The 17,716-nt window shown below is 66.5% G+C and carries 14 protein-coding genes; 8 read left to right on the forward strand and 6 right to left on the reverse strand.

Annotated features, from left to right (window positions below; all coding sequences use genetic code 11):
- Positions 1–47: 47 nt before the first annotated feature.
- The 4 genes from FOZ76_RS20855 to FOZ76_RS20870 form a co-directional block, all read right to left on the reverse strand.
- Positions 48–2,036: a gamma-glutamyltransferase family protein gene (locus tag FOZ76_RS20855; protein ID WP_143950198.1), complete on the reverse strand. Its 1,989-nt coding sequence runs from the start codon at positions 2,034–2,036 to the stop codon at positions 48–50.
- Positions 2,037–2,140: 104 nt separating this feature from the next.
- Positions 2,141–2,911 (reverse strand): BPSS1780 family membrane protein, encoded by a 771-nt coding sequence (locus FOZ76_RS20860; RefSeq protein ID WP_143950199.1) that lies wholly within the window; start codon positions 2,909–2,911, stop codon positions 2,141–2,143.
- Between the two features lie 4 nt (positions 2,912–2,915).
- Positions 2,916–3,899, reverse strand: a complete 984-nt coding sequence (locus FOZ76_RS20865) for a homoserine kinase (protein WP_143950200.1) — start codon at positions 3,897–3,899, stop codon at positions 2,916–2,918.
- A 15-nt stretch (positions 3,900–3,914) separates the two neighbouring features.
- Complete coding sequence (locus FOZ76_RS20870; RefSeq protein ID WP_246129729.1) at positions 3,915–4,583, reverse strand: LOG family protein; 669 nt, start codon at positions 4,581–4,583, stop codon at positions 3,915–3,917.
- Between the two features lie 153 nt (positions 4,584–4,736).
- On the opposite strand from FOZ76_RS20870, the gene polA reads away from it, so the two are divergent.
- From polA to FOZ76_RS20905, 7 genes are all read left to right on the forward strand, one after another.
- The gene (polA, locus tag FOZ76_RS20875) at positions 4,737–7,505 is read left to right on the forward strand and encodes a DNA polymerase I (protein ID WP_143950202.1); all 2,769 of its coding nucleotides are present in this window, start codon (positions 4,737–4,739) and stop codon (positions 7,503–7,505) included.
- 215 nt (positions 7,506–7,720) lie between these two features.
- A complete protein-coding gene (locus FOZ76_RS20880) occupies positions 7,721–8,626 on the forward strand; it encodes a LysR family transcriptional regulator (RefSeq protein ID WP_143950203.1) in 906 nt (301 codons plus the stop codon).
- Positions 8,627–8,749: 123 nt separating this feature from the next.
- Positions 8,750–10,189, forward strand: coding sequence for an amidase (locus FOZ76_RS20885; RefSeq protein WP_143950204.1), 1,440 nt, complete (start codon positions 8,750–8,752; stop codon positions 10,187–10,189).
- Positions 10,186–11,352, forward strand: coding sequence for an enolase C-terminal domain-like protein (locus tag FOZ76_RS20890; RefSeq protein WP_143950205.1), 1,167 nt, complete (start codon positions 10,186–10,188; stop codon positions 11,350–11,352). The genes FOZ76_RS20885 and FOZ76_RS20890 overlap by 4 nt, the downstream gene beginning before the upstream one ends.
- Positions 11,353–11,431: 79 nt before the next feature.
- Complete coding sequence (locus FOZ76_RS20895; RefSeq protein ID WP_246129682.1) at positions 11,432–12,397, forward strand: Bug family tripartite tricarboxylate transporter substrate binding protein; 966 nt, start codon at positions 11,432–11,434, stop codon at positions 12,395–12,397.
- A 224-nt stretch (positions 12,398–12,621) separates the two neighbouring features.
- A complete protein-coding gene (locus FOZ76_RS20900) occupies positions 12,622–13,416 on the forward strand; it encodes a dienelactone hydrolase family protein (RefSeq protein WP_143950206.1) in 795 nt (264 codons plus the stop codon).
- A 73-nt stretch (positions 13,417–13,489) separates the two neighbouring features.
- On the forward strand, positions 13,490–14,560 hold the full coding sequence (locus tag FOZ76_RS20905) for a phosphotransferase family protein (RefSeq protein WP_246129684.1): 1,071 nt from the start codon (positions 13,490–13,492) through the stop codon (positions 14,558–14,560).
- Positions 14,561–14,621: 61 nt separating this feature from the next.
- Here the strand turns inward: FOZ76_RS20905 and FOZ76_RS20910 are convergent, their stop codons facing one another.
- Entirely contained in the window at positions 14,622–15,470 is an 849-nt protein-coding gene (locus FOZ76_RS20910) for a DMT family transporter (protein WP_143950207.1), read from the reverse strand.
- A gap of 113 nt (positions 15,471–15,583) precedes the next feature.
- Between FOZ76_RS20910 and FOZ76_RS20915 the strand changes: the two genes are divergently transcribed.
- A complete protein-coding gene (locus FOZ76_RS20915) occupies positions 15,584–16,405 on the forward strand; it encodes an acyl-CoA thioesterase (RefSeq protein ID WP_143950208.1) in 822 nt (273 codons plus the stop codon).
- A 91-nt stretch (positions 16,406–16,496) separates the two neighbouring features.
- Here FOZ76_RS20915 and FOZ76_RS20920 read toward each other — a convergent pair whose 3' ends face one another.
- Positions 16,497–17,669, reverse strand: a complete 1,173-nt coding sequence (locus tag FOZ76_RS20920; protein ID WP_143950209.1) for an ABC transporter substrate-binding protein — start codon at positions 17,667–17,669, stop codon at positions 16,497–16,499.
- Positions 17,670–17,716: the final 47 nt, after the last annotated feature.

Below are 17,716 nucleotides of genomic sequence, written 5' to 3' on the forward strand. Positions count from 1 at the left end.
GGGCGCGGCGCCCGGCACCGTGCCCGAGGGGGCCTCTGCGCAAAGGCTCAGGTCGCGCCGTTGCCCAGCGTCAGGCCTTCGCGGCGCGGATCGGCGCCGCCCTCCAGCAGCATCGAGCCATCGCGCTCGACGCGCATGATCGTCGAGATGCCGCTCGATTGCGCCGAGGTGGACACGGTGTGCCCCAGTGCCCGCAGGCCCTGCACCAGTTGCGTCAGGTCCAGCGTCGTATTGGCGCCGTCGACGCTGGTGCTCGGGCTGTTGGCCGAACCGAAGTTCACCAGCGACGCGGCCTGCTGGGCATCGAGGTTCCAGTCCAGCGCGCCGACCAGCGTCTTGACCACATACTGGATGATCGTGCCGCCGCCGGGCGAACCGGTGGCCATCACGAACGCGTCGGGGCCGTCGCCGCGAAAGACCAGGGTCGGCGCCATGGTGCTGCGCGGGCGCTTGCCGGGCGCAACCCGGTTGGCGATCGGCGTTCCCCGGGCGTCCACCGGCGTGCTGGAGAAGTCGGTGAGCTGGTTGGTGAGCAGAAAGCCCTCGACCATGTGGAACGAACCCATGCTGGATTCCACGGTGGAGGTCATGGACACCGCGTTGCCGTAGGCATCGACGATGGAGAAGTGCGTGGTGCCGTGCTCGGGTGTGCGGTCGATGCCCAGCGGCACGTCGCCCAGATCGCCCGGCGGTGCCGTGCCCAGGCTGGTGTTCAGGTCGATCATGCCGGCGCGCGACTTCAGGTAGGCCGGGTCGAGCAGGGTGGCGACGCCCTGGCCCGGCAGCGGCACGAAATCGGTGTCGGCGACGTACTTGTCGCGATCGGCATAGGCCAGGCGCTCGGCCTCGGCCACCAGGTGCACGCCGACCACGTTGGGGATGCCGCCCTCGTTGGCGGGGTCGGTCGGCGCATAGCGCGCCAGGTCGAAGTGCGCCAGCATACCCAGCGTCTGTGCCACCGCGATCCCGCCCGAAGAGGGCGGCGCCATGGTGCACACGTAGTACACGCGATACCCGATGCAGACAGGTTCGCGCTTCTTCGGGCGGTAGTCGGCGAGGTCGCGCAGCGTCATCAGGCTGGGCGTGATCGGCGTGCGCGCCGCATCGTCGCCCACCGACTGGCCGGCCTTGGCGACGATGGCCTGGGCGAGCGGGCCGGTGTGCAAGGCGTCGGCGCTGCCCTGGGCAAGGGCGCGCAGGCTGCGTGCGTAGGCCGGGTTGGTCATGGTCTCGCCCGCGGCGCGGGGCGTGCCGTCCGGATGGAAGAAGGTCGCCATGGCCTCGGCGTCCAGCGCGAAGTTGGCGGCGTTGCTCGCGATCGCGCTCGCCATGCGCGAGGGAATCTGAAAGCCATCGTCGGCGAGCCGGACCCCGTCGTCGAACAGCGCGCTCCACGCGAGCCTGCCATGTTCCTCATGGGCCAGCTCGAGCATGCGCATCACGCCCGGCACGCCGATCGAGCGGCCGCTGCGCCGTGCCGAGGGCACGGGCGCGGGCGAGCCGGGGTCGTCCTGCACCTGGCGCGCGAGGTAGTAGCCATTGGCCGCCGCCGGCGCGCTCTCGCGCCCATCGTAGGCGGTCACGGTGCGTTTGGCGGCGTCGTAGTACATCATGAAGGCACTGCCGGCGATGGTGCTCGACTGCGGCTCGACCAGGCCGAGCACGGCCTGCACCGCGACCGCGGCGTCGACCGCGCTGCCGCCTGCGCGCAGCACGTCGCAGCCCGCCTTGCTGGCGAGCGGCGTGGCGCTCACGACCATGTACCGGCTCGCCTGCTTCGCCTGGCTGCCCAGACGATAGCCGGACGCCGGCTCCGGCGCAGCCGGATCACCCTGGACGCCCGAGCCGACCACGACCGAGGCGCCATCCGTCGCGCGTATCGAACAGCTCGCCGGATCGGTGTCGATCGCGAGCTGCGGGCCGGAGGCGCCGGGCGAGCCCAGGCCGCCGGGCCCGTCGGAGCCGCTGCTGCAGCTCGCCAGGAACACCGTCAAGGCAAGGGGTATGAATCGCCAGCTACGCTTGGGTATGGTCATCCTCGGCTCCGGATAGGCCTCGTTCAACGGATGGCGCGCGCCGCACGCGCAAGCCTCGCCCACACCCTGGCGCCACACCGAAGCTGCACTGGCGGCGATCGGGCTCAGGGCTCGCCGAACACCGTGGTGTAGGTGGGGTAGAAGCTGCAGTACAACCCCGCCGCGAGGGCGAAGTTCAGGGGCATCTGCAGAATGCCGACGAACTCGCCCGGCAGCCCGATGCCGCTCAGCAACCGTGCGAAGAGCTCCAGGGCGAGCAGCAGGACGGCCCAGACCAGCCCGTACAGGACGAACGCCCCCTTGTTGCGCCAGCACGCGATGCCCGAGAAGAACATCGCCTTGCGCAGGTCCATGTCGTGCCAGGCGATCAGCACGGGAGCGTGCCAGAACAGGGCGGCGATCAGCAGGTAGAGCACGCCGAAGATCGCGAGCGGCATCTGCAGCGCCGCGAAGAACGGCGCCATGTCGGCGCTCGGGCCCGTGACGTCGACCGCCTGCGCCGCTTCGGCGATGCTGCCGAGAAACGGCACGAAGGCGAGCAGGCCCGCGAGGAGCACACTCGCCACGTACACCGCCCCGGCGACGAGCAGCGGACGCACCTTGCCGCTGTTGCGCCAGGCCTGCACCAGGCCCAGCACCTTGACCGGCGTGCCGTTCTCGATCTGGCGGCAGGCATGCAGGGTCATCATGGTGATGCTGGGCATCAGCACGACGAACATCACCGGGCCGATGGGCACCATCAGGCTGGCGAGCAGCACCACCAGGCCGATCGCGAGGGCCCAGGTGAACATGGCGATCGGCTGGCGGCGGAACAGGCGAAAGCCGTCCCGCACCCAGTACCAGCCCGCGAGCGGGGTCAGCGACTTGGCTTGCATCGGTTCAGGCCTCCGCCACGCCGGGCAGCGCCGGCCCGGCCGCCGCGCGGCGCAGGCGCAGGATGCGCTCGAAGTGTCCAGGGTCGTGCGGCTTGAGGGTCTGCGCGCTGCGCGGCAGATGGAAGTCGTACAGGCGCGACACCCAGAAGCGCAGTGCCGCCGCGCGCAGCATCATCGGCCAGGCGCGGCGTTCGGCGTCCGAGAACGGGCGGGCGGCGTGATAGGCGTCGAGCCAGGCGTGCAGCAGCTCGGGCACGAAAGCCCCCGTCTCGCGCACGATGCACCAGTCGTTCGCCGCTACGGCCACGTCGAACAGCCAGGTGTCGCAGCCGGCGAAATAGAAGTCGATGATGCCGCCCATGATCGGCGTCTCGCTGGTGCCGGCAAAGAGCACGTTGTCGCGGAACAGATCGCAGTGCACCGGGCCGCGCACCAGCGCCGCATAGTCCGCGCTGGCCGCGAAGGCTTCCTGCGCGGCCAGTTCGTCCTGCACCAGCGCGCCTTGCTCGGCCGACAGGAAAGGCAGGACCTGCGGAATGGTCTCGCGCCACCAGGCCAGGCCGCGCAGGTTGGCCTGCTCGAGCGTGAAGTCGCGCGCCGCGAGATGGGCCGCGGCCTGCGTGCGCGCAGCCACACTGCAGTGCGCCGGCCCGGGCGCGGGCTCGTATCCCCCGGCCAGGCGCGTGACGATGGCGCTGGGCTTGCCGTGCAGCGCGCCGATGCGGCTGCCGTCGCGGCGCAGTTGCGGGCTCGGCACAGGCACACCGTGTCCGGCCAGATGCGCCATCAGCTCGATGTAGAACGGCAACTGCGTGAAATCCAGCTTCTCGAAGAGGGTGAGGACGAACTCGCCCCGCGTGGTGTTCAGGAAATAGTTGGTGTTCTCGATGCCGGCGGTGATGCCGCGCAGCGATACCAGCTCGCCCAGCGAATACTCGGCGAGCAGCGCGCTCGCATCGGCGTCGGAAACGGGGGTGAATACGGCCATGGGAAGAGGAAAGGATTACAGCGAGACCAACTGGGTGTCCTGGGCGCTCAGGTCGAAACCGTCGTGCTCGTAGAAGTCGAAGATGGCCTCGACGACGCGCTCGGGCTCGTCGATGACCTGCATCAAGTCGATGTCTTCGGGATTGATCAGGCCGGCCGCCCTCAACTGGGCGCGTATCCAGTCGAGCAGGCCCTGCCAGAATTCGCTGCCGACGAGGATGATCGGCATCTTGCGGCTCTTGCCGGTCTGTATGAGCGTGAGCGCCTCGAAGAGTTCGTCCATGGTGCCGAAGCCGCCCGGCATGACCACGTAGGCCGAGGTGAACTTCATGAACGCCACCTTGCGCGGGAAGAAGTGGCGGAACCACAGGCTGATGTTCTGGTGCGGATTGGAGTGCTGCTCGTGCGGGATCTCGATGTTCAGCCCGATGCTGGGGCTGGGCCCGGCGTGCGCCCCTTTGTTGCAGGCTTCCATGAGTCCCGGGCCGCCGCCCGAGATCACCGAGAAACCCGCTTCGGAGAGCAGGCGGCCGATGCGCTCGGTCTTTTCGTAGTAGGGGGTGCCGGGCTTGATGCGGGCGCTGCCGAACAGGCTGACCGCAGGGCGCACCTGGGCCAGCTTTTCGGACGCCTCATAGAACTCTGACATAATCCCCAGCAGGTGCCACGACTCGCGCGCCTTCATGGCGCTGGCGCGTTCCTCGTCGACGATGTCCCGCAGGCCGGGTACGCGCACCGCGTTCTTGGCTGCGATACGCTCTTGACGCGCCTCGGACTGCCGGGCGTCCTGGAGCGCCGGTCCTTCGTGCACCGCCCCCGATTGCTGACGTGTTTCCATATGAAAAAAACCCTGTTGCTGGTGGATGGTTCCAGCTATTTGTACCGTGCCTACCATGCCATGCCGGACATGCGCAACGCCGCGGGCGAGCCTACCGGCGCGCTCTATGGCGTCATCAACATGATGCGCAAGCTGGCGCAAGATCATAAGGCAGACTGGCTGGCCTGCGTTTTCGACGCGCGCGGCGCCACCTTCAGGGATGAACTGTACCCCGAATACAAGGCCAACCGGGCCGCCATGCCCGAGGATCTCGCGCGCCAGATCGAGCCGATCCACAAGGCCATCCGCGCGCTGGGCTGGCCCGTGCTCGCAGTGGACGGCGTCGAGGCCGACGACGTCATCGGCACGCTTGCGGTGCAGGCCACTGCGCAGGGCGCGCATACCATCGTCTCGACCGGCGACAAGGATCTCGCGCAACTGGTCAACGAGAACGTCACGCTGATCAACACCATGAGCGGCGAGACCCTGGACGTGGCCGGCGTGAACGCCAAGTTCGGCGTGCCGCCCGAGCGCATCATCGACTACCTGATGCTGGTCGGCGACACGGTCGACAACATCCCGGGCGTCAACAAAGTGGGCCCCAAGACCGCCGTCAAGTGGCTCACCCAGTACGGCGACATCGAGGGCCTCGTCGCCCACGCCGACGAAGTGAAGGGCGTGGCGGGCAACAACCTGCGCGAGGCGGTGCCCAACTTCGGGTTGTCGCGCGAGCTCATCACCGTGAAGACCGATTGCGACCTGGCCACCCACGTGCCGAGCCTGGATGCCCTGGCCCCGCGCGAGACCGATCGCGATACGCTGCTCGAACTCTACGAACACTACGGCTTTCGCAGTTGGCTGCGCGAACTCACCGGCGACCCGAACCGCGTACCGGCCGGCGATGCGCGCGTGCGCGTCGCGGCGGTGGCCCGTGACGAGGCGGGCGGCCAGGCGCCGGCGCCTGCGGCGGAATCCGCCGAGTTCGACTATCGCACCATCTCGGACTGGGCCGCCTTCGACGACTGGATGGAGCGCGTCGCCAAGGCCGAACTGGTGGCCCTGGACACCGAGACCGCGGGCGGGCTGCTCGGCATGCAGACGCGCCTGGTCGGCATCTCGATGGCGACCGCGCCCGGCGTGGCCTGCTACATCCCGCTGGCGCATCGCCATCCGGACGTGGACCCGGGCGCGCAACTGCCGATGTCCGAGGTGCTGGCGCGCCTGAAGCCCTGGCTCGAGAACGACAACGCGCCCAAGCTGCTGCATCACGCCAAGTTCGACACCCACGCCTTCGCCAACAGCGGCATCGCGCTGCGTGGCGTCAGGCACGACACCATGCTCCAGGCGTATGTGCTGGAGTCGCACCGCAACGTCTCGCTGCAGGATCTCGCCCAGCGCTGGCTGGGCCGCACCGGCGTCACCTACGAATCCCTGTGCGGCAAGGGCGTCAACCAGATCGGCTTCGACGAAGTCGCGATCGACATCGCCAGCCACTATGCCGCCGAGGACGCCGACTTCACCCTGCAGTTGCACCACGTGCTGTATCCGCAGGTGCAGGAGAACGCAGGGCTCGCCCGCACCTACGACCTGGAGATGCAGGTCTCGCCGGTGCTTTGCACCATCGAGCGCAACGGCGTGGGCATCGACGCCGCGGAGCTCGCCCGGCAGAGCCAGGCGCTGGGCCAGAAGATGCTCGACCTGGAACAGAAGGCCTATGAGATGGCGGGCCAGCCGTTCAACCTGAATTCGCCCAAGCAGCTCGGCGAGATCCTGTTCGCGCGCATGGGCATTCCGGTGGTGCGCAAGACGGCGAGCGGCGCGCCCTCCACCGACGAGGACGTGCTCACCAAGCTCGCGCTGGACTACCCGCTGCCGCAAGTGCTGCTGGAATACCGCGGCGTGTCCAAGCTCAAGTCCACGTACACCGACAAGCTGCCGCGCATGATCCTGCCCGCCACCGGGCGGGTGCACACCTCGTATTCCCAGGCGGCGGTCGTCACCGGGCGGCTTGCCTCGAGCGATCCCAACCTGCAGAACATCCCCGTGCGCACGGCCGAGGGCCGGCGCGTACGCGCCGCCTTCATTGCCGCGCCGGGCCACACCATCGTGTCGGCCGACTACTCGCAGATCGAACTGCGCGTGATGGCGCACATCGCCGACGACGCCAACCTGCAGCGCGCCTTCGCAGCCGGCGACGACGTGCACCGCGCCACCGCCGCCGAGGTCTTCAACGTGGCGCAGGCCGAAGTCACCGCCGACCAGCGCCGCGCCGCCAAGACCATCAACTTCGGCCTGATGTACGGCATGAGCGCCTTCGGCCTGGCCGCCAACCTGGGCATCACCCGCGATGCCGCCCAGGTCTACATCGACCGCTATTTCGCCCGCTATCCGGGCGTGGCCTTGTATATGCAGGAAATCCGCGAGCAGGCGCGCGATCTCGGCTATGTCGAGACCGTGTTCGGTCGCCGCCTCTGGCTGCCGGAGATCCGCGGCGGCAGCGGCCCGCGCCGCGCAGCGGCGGAGCGGGCCGCGATCAACGCCCCGATGCAGGGCACGGCCGCCGACCTCATCAAGCTCGCCATGGTTGCCGTGCAGCGCTGGCTGGAAACCGAGGGCGCGCGCTCGCGCCTGGTCATGCAGGTGCACGACGAATTGGTGCTCGAAGCCGTCGACGACGAACTCGACACCGTGAGACGGCACGTGCCGGACCTGATGTGCACCGTCGCCGAACTCAAGGTACCGCTCGTCGCGGAAGTGGGAGCGGGGAGGAACTGGGAAGAGGCGCATTGAGGCGGGCGCGGAAATCATCATCGCCGGGCGCGGCCGTCCCGTCGTGCGCCTGGTGCCGAAGCCTGCTGCCCGGCGTATTGTGGCGGACGTGCTCGAAGAGGTCCGTGTGCTTGTCGGCATGGAGCCGGACGAAAATTCGGAGCCGGCGAAAGCACCCGACGACGTGACGTTGGATTGAGCCGCCGTCTGCTATCAACTGTGCAGGCAGATCCAGGATGAAGAGATACACGATTGCGCAATTGAAGGCCTTCATCTCCATAGGCGAAACCGGCTCGTTCAGCGCGACAGCGGATGCGCTCAACGTGACTCAGTCCACCATATCGCTCAGGATCTCGGAACTGGAAGCCATCCTGGGGCTCAAGCTGCTCAAGAAGGCCGGCCGTGGAACCGTGCTCACCGAGGCCGGCAAGGTAGCCAAGCAGTATGCCGAGCAGGCCATGGCCTGTTTCGAGAAAATGGAGAGTGCCCTTGGTGCCTCGGCATCGGCCAAGCCGCTGAGGCTGGGGTCGATAGAGGCAGTAGCGCTTAGCGGCCTGCCCAGGATCAAAAAGATATTCGAGCAATACCCTCCGCACTATCAGCAGACCGAGTTCACCGTGGCGACGGGAAGCAATCTGCTGACATTATTGGCGGGACGAAGGATCGACCTTGCGCTGTTGGGCGAGCCGATCGTCGGCGAAGATTATTGGTGCGAGCCGCTCGGAGAACTGGTGACCAGTTGGGTGGCGTCGCCAGCCACGCTAAGAGGGGTCGAGAAGTTGGATCACTCGCACCTGAAGAATCTGAAGATCCTGACCATCCAGCCCCCATCCAGGATGCACGACATCATTCAGGATTGGTACGCGAGAGCGAAACTTCCTGTGCCGCATCTTGACTATTGTACGAGTCTGGCATTCATCGTCCGCTTTCTCGCCGAGAGCGATTCGGTCGGGGTTCTTCCGATTTCGATCATCAAGAACGAGCTGAGTGCGGGTGTTTTGCGAGTCATCGAAGCAAAAGACCATCTGGAAAGACTACCTATTTATATCGCAGGTCATTCAACATGCCATAAGGGCGATATCCGGGAAGCCATTCGTGCGCTCGGAGATGTGATTGATCTGATGCGCACAAGGCACTCGTGAGGCCCTGTCGGTCATTGGAATTTCCGATGGAATACGGCCAGAAATTCTCATAAATAGAGGCATCGGCCTGCCCTACCATTCGTTTGAAAGCCTTCCCATCCCGGCGTCTTCAAACGAGTGTGTATGGATTGCCATCAGATACCACCACATCGATCGACCGCCCGCCATATCCGCAAGCTGCTGGATCGCGGAAGCATCGATGCTGTCGATTTGGTCGAGTGTTTCTTTTCCAGGCTTACGGAAGTCAATCCGTATATCAATGCGGTCGTCGCGGCCGATCGGGATCTGGCGCTACGACAAGCGATCGAGTCGAATCGGCGCCGGCGGGACGGCGCATGCCTGAGCCCTATCGACGGCCTTCCCGTCACCGTCAAGGACAATCTCTATATTGCGGATCTTCCCGCGACGTGGGGAAGCCGTGCATTTGCCGGCTGGTATCCCGGCACCGATGACCTGTCGGTACAGCGGTTGCGCCGCGCCGGCGCGAACATTTTCGCCAAGACGAACACGCCCGAGTTCGCGCTCGCGGCGACCACCCATAACGACTTGTTCGGCACCACCCGGAATCCGTGGGACCTCGATCTCACGCCGGGAGGTTCCAGTGGGGGCGCAGCCGCCGCAGTGGCTGCCGGCCTGGGTGTTCTTGCCATTGGAACCGATGCCGGTGGGTCGATACGCAGGCCCGCGTCCTATACCGGCACAGTCGGGTTCCGGCCTTCGACCGGACGTATTCCCCGTATCGCCGGCTTTCCTGCGCTCGCATTCGACCTGCAGGTTGTGGCGCCTTGCGCCCGTACCGTTGATGACGCCTATGACTTGTTCCGAATCATGGCAGGGCCGGACAGGCGCGATCGGACGTCGATGAGTTTTACCGACTATCCGCTGCCGGAAAGCATACCTGCGCTGAACAGACCATTGAAGATTTTGCACATGACCGGTGTGCCCGGAAAACGGGTCGATGCGCCGATCGTTGCCGAACTCCACGCCGCGGCGGAACGCTTGCGTCGAAACGGGCATCGGGTGGAGTGTGCAGAAGCGCCGTATCGCATCGAGGAGATCGAACGGGTCTGGTCCGTTTTCACCAAGGTCGGAGTCGCGCGCTTCTGGAACGATCACGCGGATCGGCAGAACCTGTTGACGCAGGCAGCCCGGTCCATGGCGATCCAGGGTGGGCAGATCAGCGGCGTGGACTATCTGGATGCCGTCCGGATATGCACGAAGCTGAGAGAGGATTTTTGCCGTTTCTTCGAGCAGTTCGACGCCATTCTGTCGCCCGCGTCGGCCGCCATGCCCTGGCAGGCCGAGGCTGCATACCCGGTAGTCATCGACGGGCAGCCAGCCGGCCCGCGCGATGCCGCGATCTTCGCAACGTTCGTCAACGTGGCGGGTTTGCCGAGCATTTCCGTTCCCGCTCCGGTCGGGTCCGGCGGCTTGCCCATCGGGATTCAACTGACCGCTGCCTATGGCGCAGATGTGCTGCTGCTTCAACTGGCCAGGCAATTGGAATCGCCATTCGCCTTTCCGGAAGATTGCTGGAAAGAAAATCAAGGGAGAAGTAATTGAAGATCGTTGATATCAGAGAGATCGAGGTCCCTCTCAAGTCGCGCCTGCGCAACGCAGTCTATGACTTCAGCGAAATGACGACATCTGTTGTTGGCGTAAAAACCGACGTCATCAGAAATGGGCAGCCTGTGATCGGATATTCGTTCAACTCGACGGGACGATATGCGTGCGGTGCACAGATGAGGCAACGGTTGATCAAGCGCATCCTGTCCGCGGATCCCGAGTCGCTATTGAATGAGCAGGGGAACAATCTGGATCCCGAGAAGATTCTCGGGCGAATGATGCTGCGAGAGAAACCGGGGGGCCATTCCGAACGGTCGATACCCATCGGTACCATCGAAGTGGCTGTCTGGGACGCGGTCGCCAAAATCGAGGATCGTCCACTCTACAGCGTGCTGGCGCAGACGTACGGCGCCGGGCGCGTCGAGTCGGATCGCATCCCCTGCTACGTGGGAGGTGGGTGGTACACCGAGAACAAGGGCGTCGAGGGACTCGAAGCCGAGATCAGATCTCGTCTCGAGGAAGGCTACACCACAATGAAGATCAAGGTCGGGGGCGCGCCGCTAGGCGAGGATATCGCCCGCGTCGAGGCCGCGTTGAGGATTCTCGGTGATGGCCGCCATCTGGCGGTCGATGCCAACGCAGGGCTGTCTCCCGATCGAGCGCGCAACTATGCGGGCGCGCTCTCGCCTTATCGGTTGCGCTGGTTCGAGGAGCCAACCGATCCGCTGGATTTTCAGTTGCTCGGCGAGCTGACTCAGGCCTATGAGGGCGCGATCGGCACCGGCGAGAACCTGTTCTCGACGCAGGACGTCAACAACCTGATCCTCTTCGGCGGGCTGCGTGCCGACCGGGACATCATTCAGGTTGATGTACCCCAGTCGTATGGAATCGTGCAGTTCTCGCGCACGCTGCGGCTGCTCGAGAGCGCAGGCTGGAGCCGTACCAGCATCTATCCCCACGGCGGAAACCAGATGACCAGCGCGATCGTTGCCGGTTTCGGCCTTGGAGGCTGCGAAGCCTATCCCGATGCGTTCGGCGCATTTGCAGGTTTCCATGATGGCGCCAGGGTCGAGAACGGGTTTCTGCACCTCGGCAACCGGCCTGGCATCGGCTTCGAAGCGCAGAACGACCTTTTTGCATTGATGCGCGAGCTGTTCTAGCGGGCGCGGACGCGCTGCCATACGCGGGCTCGATCGGCCCGGCTTTCCCTCTCTATTTGACGCTACCGACGGGGTTGACATGAAGAACCTTTTTTGTTCGCTGTGCGCTCTTGTGATGGTCGTGGCAACCTCGCTTACCCACGCCCAGTCGTTTCCCGCCAAACCTGTGCGCCTGGTCGTCCCGTATCCTCCGGGAGGGACCGCCGATATCGTGGCGCGCCTGGTCACTGACGAGTGGGCACGTCAACTGGGGCAGGCGATAGTCGTGGAGAACCGATCGGGCGCGGGAGGCAATATCGGGGTCGAGGCGGTCATCAGGTCCAGGGCCGATGGCTACACTATCGGTCTGCAAACCGTATCGCTCGCCATCAATCCCGCGTTGTATCCGAAGCTGAATTTCGAGATCCCTCGCGATGTAACCCCGATCGGCATGGTGGCTGCATCCCAGCACGTGCTGGTCGCGCATCCCGATGTCGGCGCTGCGGACGTCCCGCAGTTGATCGAACTGGCCAACAAGAGTCCAGGCACGCTGACCTATGCTTCTGCCGGCGCCGGCAGCACCTCGCACATGGCGGCAGAGCTTTTCAAGGCTCAGGCACGAGTCAATATCCTGCATATCCCTTATCGGGGCAGCGCTCCCGGCCTGGTCGACAACGTGTCCGGAGTGGTCGACCTGAGTTTTCCCGTGCTCTCGACTGCGCTGGGGCAGATCCAGACGGGGAACCTGCGGGCACTGGCGGTCACAGGGGCTAGCCGCTCGCCGCTGCTGCCGTCCGTTCCGACGATTCAGGAGTCCGGGCTGGCGCAGTACGATTTTTCGACTTGGACGATGGTGTTCGCACCGGCTGACGTTCCCGGCGATATCGTCCGGATCCTGAATGAAAGTCTGAACGCAGCATTGCGTTCAACGGAGGTCCAGACCCGATTGCTGGAACAAGGGTTCGAAGCATCGCCGTCGACGCCGAGCGCGGCACTGGAACGTGTCGAGAGCGAAGTCCCTGTCTGGGCGGAGCTGGTGAAAAATTACAATATCAAGCTGGATTAGCCGCTTTCGAACCGCTCCTGCATGCCAGGAGCCGCAGGGGCGTCGGCCGGTGTCGCCTCTGCGGGGATTGAGCTGCTGATGACGTACAGTTCATCCTGAGTGGCGTGCGTGTCGCTGTTCCGCATCGCAGCACACACCTACCCCAACCTCGCGCCCGTAGGCATAATGCAACATCGCCTGCGGGCCGCCTGTGCGGGGCCTGCCGACACCAGGAGAGGATAACGATGGCATTTTCCAAAGCGGCGGGCTCACCCGCCGATACCACCGTACACACCAGCGAGCAGGGCCTGCAGGGCGGCGATATCGGCATTCCGGTGGGCGACGCCGTGCTCCCTGCGTACTATGCGCTGCCCGAAGGCCGGCGTGGGCTGCCCGTCGTGCTCGTGGTGCAGGAGATCTTCGGCGTGCACGAGCACATCAAGGACGTCTGCCGGCGTCTTGCGCACGCGGGTTACTTCGCCATTGCGCCGGAACTCTACTTCAGGCAGGGCGATGCCTCTACCTATGACGACATTCCGACGTTGTTCGGCGAGATCGTCAACAAGGTTCCCGACGCCCAGGTGATGGGCGATCTCGATGCCGCGCTCGCGTGGGCCGGTACGCTGGGTGCCGACACGAGCCGCGCGGCCCTCACCGGCTTCTGCTGGGGCGGGCGCGTGACCTGGCTGTATTGCGCGCACAGCGAGCAGGTGCGCTGCGGCGTGGCCTGGTACGGCCGGCTCGAGGGCGATCGCAACGAACTGCGGCCGCGCCAGCCGCTCGACCTGGCGGGCGCCTTGAAGGCGCCCGTGCTGGCGCTCTACGGCGGCCGGGACGACGGCATCCCGCTCGATCAGGTCGAGCGCATGAAGCGCGCGCTCGCCCAGGGCAGCGCGGCCGCGCGCGCGTCGAGCTTCGTGGTCTACCCGGACGCGCCGCACGCTTTCTACGCCGACTACCGGCCGAGCTACCGCGCCGACGCTGCGGCCGACGGCTGGCAGCGCATGCTGGCGTATTTCCAGGAAAAGCTCGGCGCCTGACCGGCCGACCGGCCGGCGCACCCCGCGCCGGCAGCACCCGTTTCGTTTCAAGAAAAATGCAGGAGACAGCACCGTGTATGAGGAATTCGTCGGCACCCGGCCGGTAACCGAGCGGCACAAGTTCGACCCTGCCATCCTGGATGCCTGGATGCGCGAGCATGTGGATGGCTACGCCGGCCCCCTGGAAGTGGCGCAGTTCAAGGGCGGGCAGTCCAACCCCACCTACATGCTCACCACGCCGGGCCGCAAGTACGTGATGCGCAGCAAGCCGGGGCCGGTCGCCAAGCTGCTGCCCTCGGCCCATGCCATCGAGCGCGAGTACCGCGTGATGAGCGCCCTGGCCGGCACCGACGTGCCCGTTGCGCACATGTACGCCCTGTGCGAGGACGAGAGCGTGATCGGGCGCGCGTTCTACATCATGGAATGCGTCGAGGGGCGGGTACTCTGGGATCAGTCGCTGCCCGGCATGACCCCGCAGCAGCGCGCGCAGATCTACGACGAGATGAACCGCGTGATCGCGGCCCTGCACAACGTGGACTACGCCGCCATCGGCCTGGGCGACTACGGCAAGCCGGGCAGCTACTTCGAGCGCCAGATCTCGCGCTGGACCAAGCAGTACCGCGCCTCCGAGACCGAGAAGATCGAGGCGATGGACAAGCTGATGGACTGGCTGCCGGGCGCCATCCCGCCCGATGACGGCAGCACCAGCATCGTGCATGGCGACTATCGGCTCGACAACGTGATGTTCCATCCGACCGAGCCGCGCATCCTGGCCGTGCTCGACTGGGAACTCTCGACCATCGGTCATCCGCTGGCGGATTTCTCGTACCACCTGATGTCCTGGCACACCACGGGCGACGCCTCGCGCGGCATCGGCGGGTTGGACCTGGCCGAGCTCGGCATTCCCACGGCCGAGGAATACACACGGCGCTACTGCGAGCGCACCGGGCGCAGCGGCATCGAGCACGTGGATTTCTACCTCGCCTACAACATGTTTCGCATCGCCGGCATCCTGCAGGGCATCGTCAAGCGGGCGCAGGACGGCACGGCGTCCAGCGAGAAGGCCGGCAGCACGGGCCAGCGCGCCCGCGCGATGGCCGAGCTGGGCTGGGAGTACGCACTGAAGGCGCAGCGCGGCGGCTGAGCGAAGCCTGCTCGAGAGCGAGGCGCAGGGCGGGCGCTGCAGCGCCCGCCCGCAGCGGGCGTCAGCCGGGCACGCGCATGGTGCGCCACACCGACAGCAAGCCGGCGCCCACGATGAGGGTCATGCCGAGCATGGCCACCCGGTCGGGCGCGTCGCCCCAGAGGAAGAAGCCGAGAAAGCTGGCGAAGATGATGACGGTGTACTGCAGCGCGGCCGAGAGCATCGCCGAGCCGTGCCCGAAGGCGCGCGTCATGGCGAGCTGCCCGGCCAGTCCGGCGGTGCCCAGGCCGAGCAGCGCGGCCCAGCCGCCGGCGGTGGGCTGGCGCCATTCGGTCAGGCCCAGGGCTATGAAGCCGGTGAGGCACACCGCCACCGAGAAATACAGCACGATGCGCCAGGTCGGCTCGCCCAGGTGGCCGAGCGCGCGCACCTGCAACTGGGCGGCCGCGCCGCCCGCGCCGGACAGCAGCCCGAGCAGGGCGGGCAGCAGTTGGTCGTCGCCCAGCGTGGGACGCAGCACGGCCAGCACGCCGAGAAAGCCCAGGATGACCGCGAACATGCGCACGCGGTCGCGGCGCGCGCCGCCCCAGCCGACCATCCAGGCGGCGATGAAGAGCGGGGTGGTGTAGTTCAGCGTGACCGCGGTGGCCAGCGGCAGCATGGAGATGGCGAGAAAGCCGCTCCACATGGACGTGACGCCCGCCACGTTGCGCCCAACGTGCAGGCGCCAGTTGAGCGGCTTGATGGAAAGCCCCGAGGCGCGCGCCCAGATGAGCAGCATGACCACCGAGGGCACGCCGCGCATGACGACGATCTGCGCCATGCTCGCGTTCATTTCGGATGCCAGTTTGACGCCGGTGCCCATGAGCGCAAACATGAAGGTGGCGGCCAGCATCCAGAGGGCTTGCATTACGGCGTGCAGCGTGAGGTGAGGATAAGGCCGTTACTATACTCCTCGCGCAATGACGCGTGCCGGCGCCGCCGGCCGGTACGGCGGCTGCCCGTAACGACAACGAGGAAGACATGGCAGGACATCCGTTCGACGAAGCGATCCGTCTCGAAGCCGACACGGCGCGCCCCGGCGCGGTGTGGCACGGGGCCACGCACGAAGCCTACTGGAACATGGTCGGGCCCTTCGGCGGCACGACCGCCGCGGTGGTCCTGCAAGGTGTCTGGGGCCATCCCGAGCGCAACGGCACGCCGATTTCGCTCACGCTCACGTACGCCGCACCGTTCCAGGAAGGTGCGTTCGAGGTGCATACCCAGCTCGTGAGCGCGACGCGCTCCACCCAGCACTGGTCGGTGCAGTGCGTGCAGCAGGGCAAGGCGATCGTCAACGCCATCGCACTCTTCGCCGTGCGGCGCGAGACCTGGGCAGCCGTGGAGACCTGCATGCCGGTCGTGCCGCCGGCTGCGCAAATCGCGGTGCTGGATGCGACGCGCACGCGGGTGGCCTGGGTGCAGCGCTACGAGTTCCGCCCGCTGCGCGGCGGGTTCGACCGCATGGCCGATCTTGAGCCGCAGGCGGACAGCATCACCGAGCAGTGGGTGCGCGACCAGCCCGCGCGAGCGCTCGACTATCCGGCGCTGGCTTCGCTGTGCGACGTCTTCTTCCCGCGCCTGTACCTGCGCCGCGGCAAGGTCATCCCGGCCGGCACGGTGTCGCTGAACATCTACTTCCATGCGGACGAGCCCGCGCTGGCGGCCACGGGTTCGGAGCCGGTGCTGGGCGTGGCCCGGGCCGGCAACTTCGCCGGCGGATTCTTCGACCAGTTCGCGCAGATCTGGCGCGCCGACGGCGTGCTCCTCGCGAGCACGCAGCAGATGGTCTGGTACAAGGCGTAGGGGCACGACGCGCCGGTAGTCGGCGCGTCATTCGGGCGCCTGGGTGTCACCGGCGTCCGGCACGTCATTCATGCGCTTGATCTGGCGCGTCTCAGGGCTTGGGCGCCTCGTCCAGATACGAGAACTTGCCGTCGCGCACCACGCCCATCACCACGGCGCGTTCGTCGAAGCCCTGGTGATCCTGGGGCGAGAGGTTGAGCACGCCGTTGGGCACGGTCAGGTTCTCGGTCTGTTCGAGCGCGTCGCGCAGCGCCTGGCGGAACGCCGGGGTGCCGGGCTCGACCTTGCCGAACCGCATGGCGCGCCGCACGGCGTTGTCCAGCATGATCCAGGCGCCCCAGGCGTCGCCCGCGAACTGGGTGGAGGTACCCTGGCCGTACTTGGCTTCGTATTGTTCGACGAACTGCACCGCCACCTCGCGCACCGGGTGATCGGCAGGCAGCTCGCGCGCGACGACCACCGGGCCGGTGGGGAACACCGTGCCTTCGACGTCCTTGCCGCCGATCTGCAGGTATTGCGGCGAGGCGATGCCGTGGGTCTGGAAAATCTTGCCGGCGTAGCCGCGTTCGACCAGCGTCTTTTGCGGCAGCACGGCGGGCGCGCCCGAGCCGGCGACCAGGACGGCGTCCGGGCGGGCGGAGATCAGCTTGAGCGCCTGGCCGGTGACGCTGGTGTCGTTGCGCTGGTAGCGCTCGTCGGCGACGATCTGCAGGCCGGCGGCCTGGGCCGCCGCCGAGAATGTGTTCCACCAACTGGCGCCGTAGGCGTCGGCAAAGCCGATGAAGCCCACCGTCTTGATGCCCGTCTGGGCCATGTAGCGCGCCAGCGCGCCGGCCATCAGCGAATCGTTCTGCGGCAGCTTGAACGACCATTGCCGCTTGGGCTCGTCCTGCGGCTCGACGATGGAGGCCGAGGCGGCCAGCGCCAGCATGGGCGTCTGCGCGGCGGCGGCCACCTCCTGCACGGCCAGCGCGTTGGGTGTGATGTTCGGGCCGACGACCACGTCCACTTTCAGCTCGTCCACGAACTTGCGCGCGTTGCGCACCGCGGCCGTCACGTCCGAGGCGTCGTCCAGCAGGACGTAGTGCGCGATCTGGTCGCCGAGCTTGCGCGGCCATAGCAGCACCGTGTCCTTGGTCGGGATGCCGATCGCGGCGCCGGGGCCGGTGGTGCCGAGGTTGATGCCGACGGTAATATCGGCCTGTGCGCCGCCCGCCGCGAAGGCGAGGGCGGCCGCGGCCAGCTTCAGGGTCAGGGTTCTCATGGACGGACTCCGGTTGGACTGGCCGCGATCTTAACGTACGCCCGGGG

The organism is Verticiella sediminum (assembly GCF_007558815.1).
GTDB lineage: Bacteria > Pseudomonadota > Gammaproteobacteria > Burkholderiales > Burkholderiaceae_B > Verticiella > Verticiella sediminum.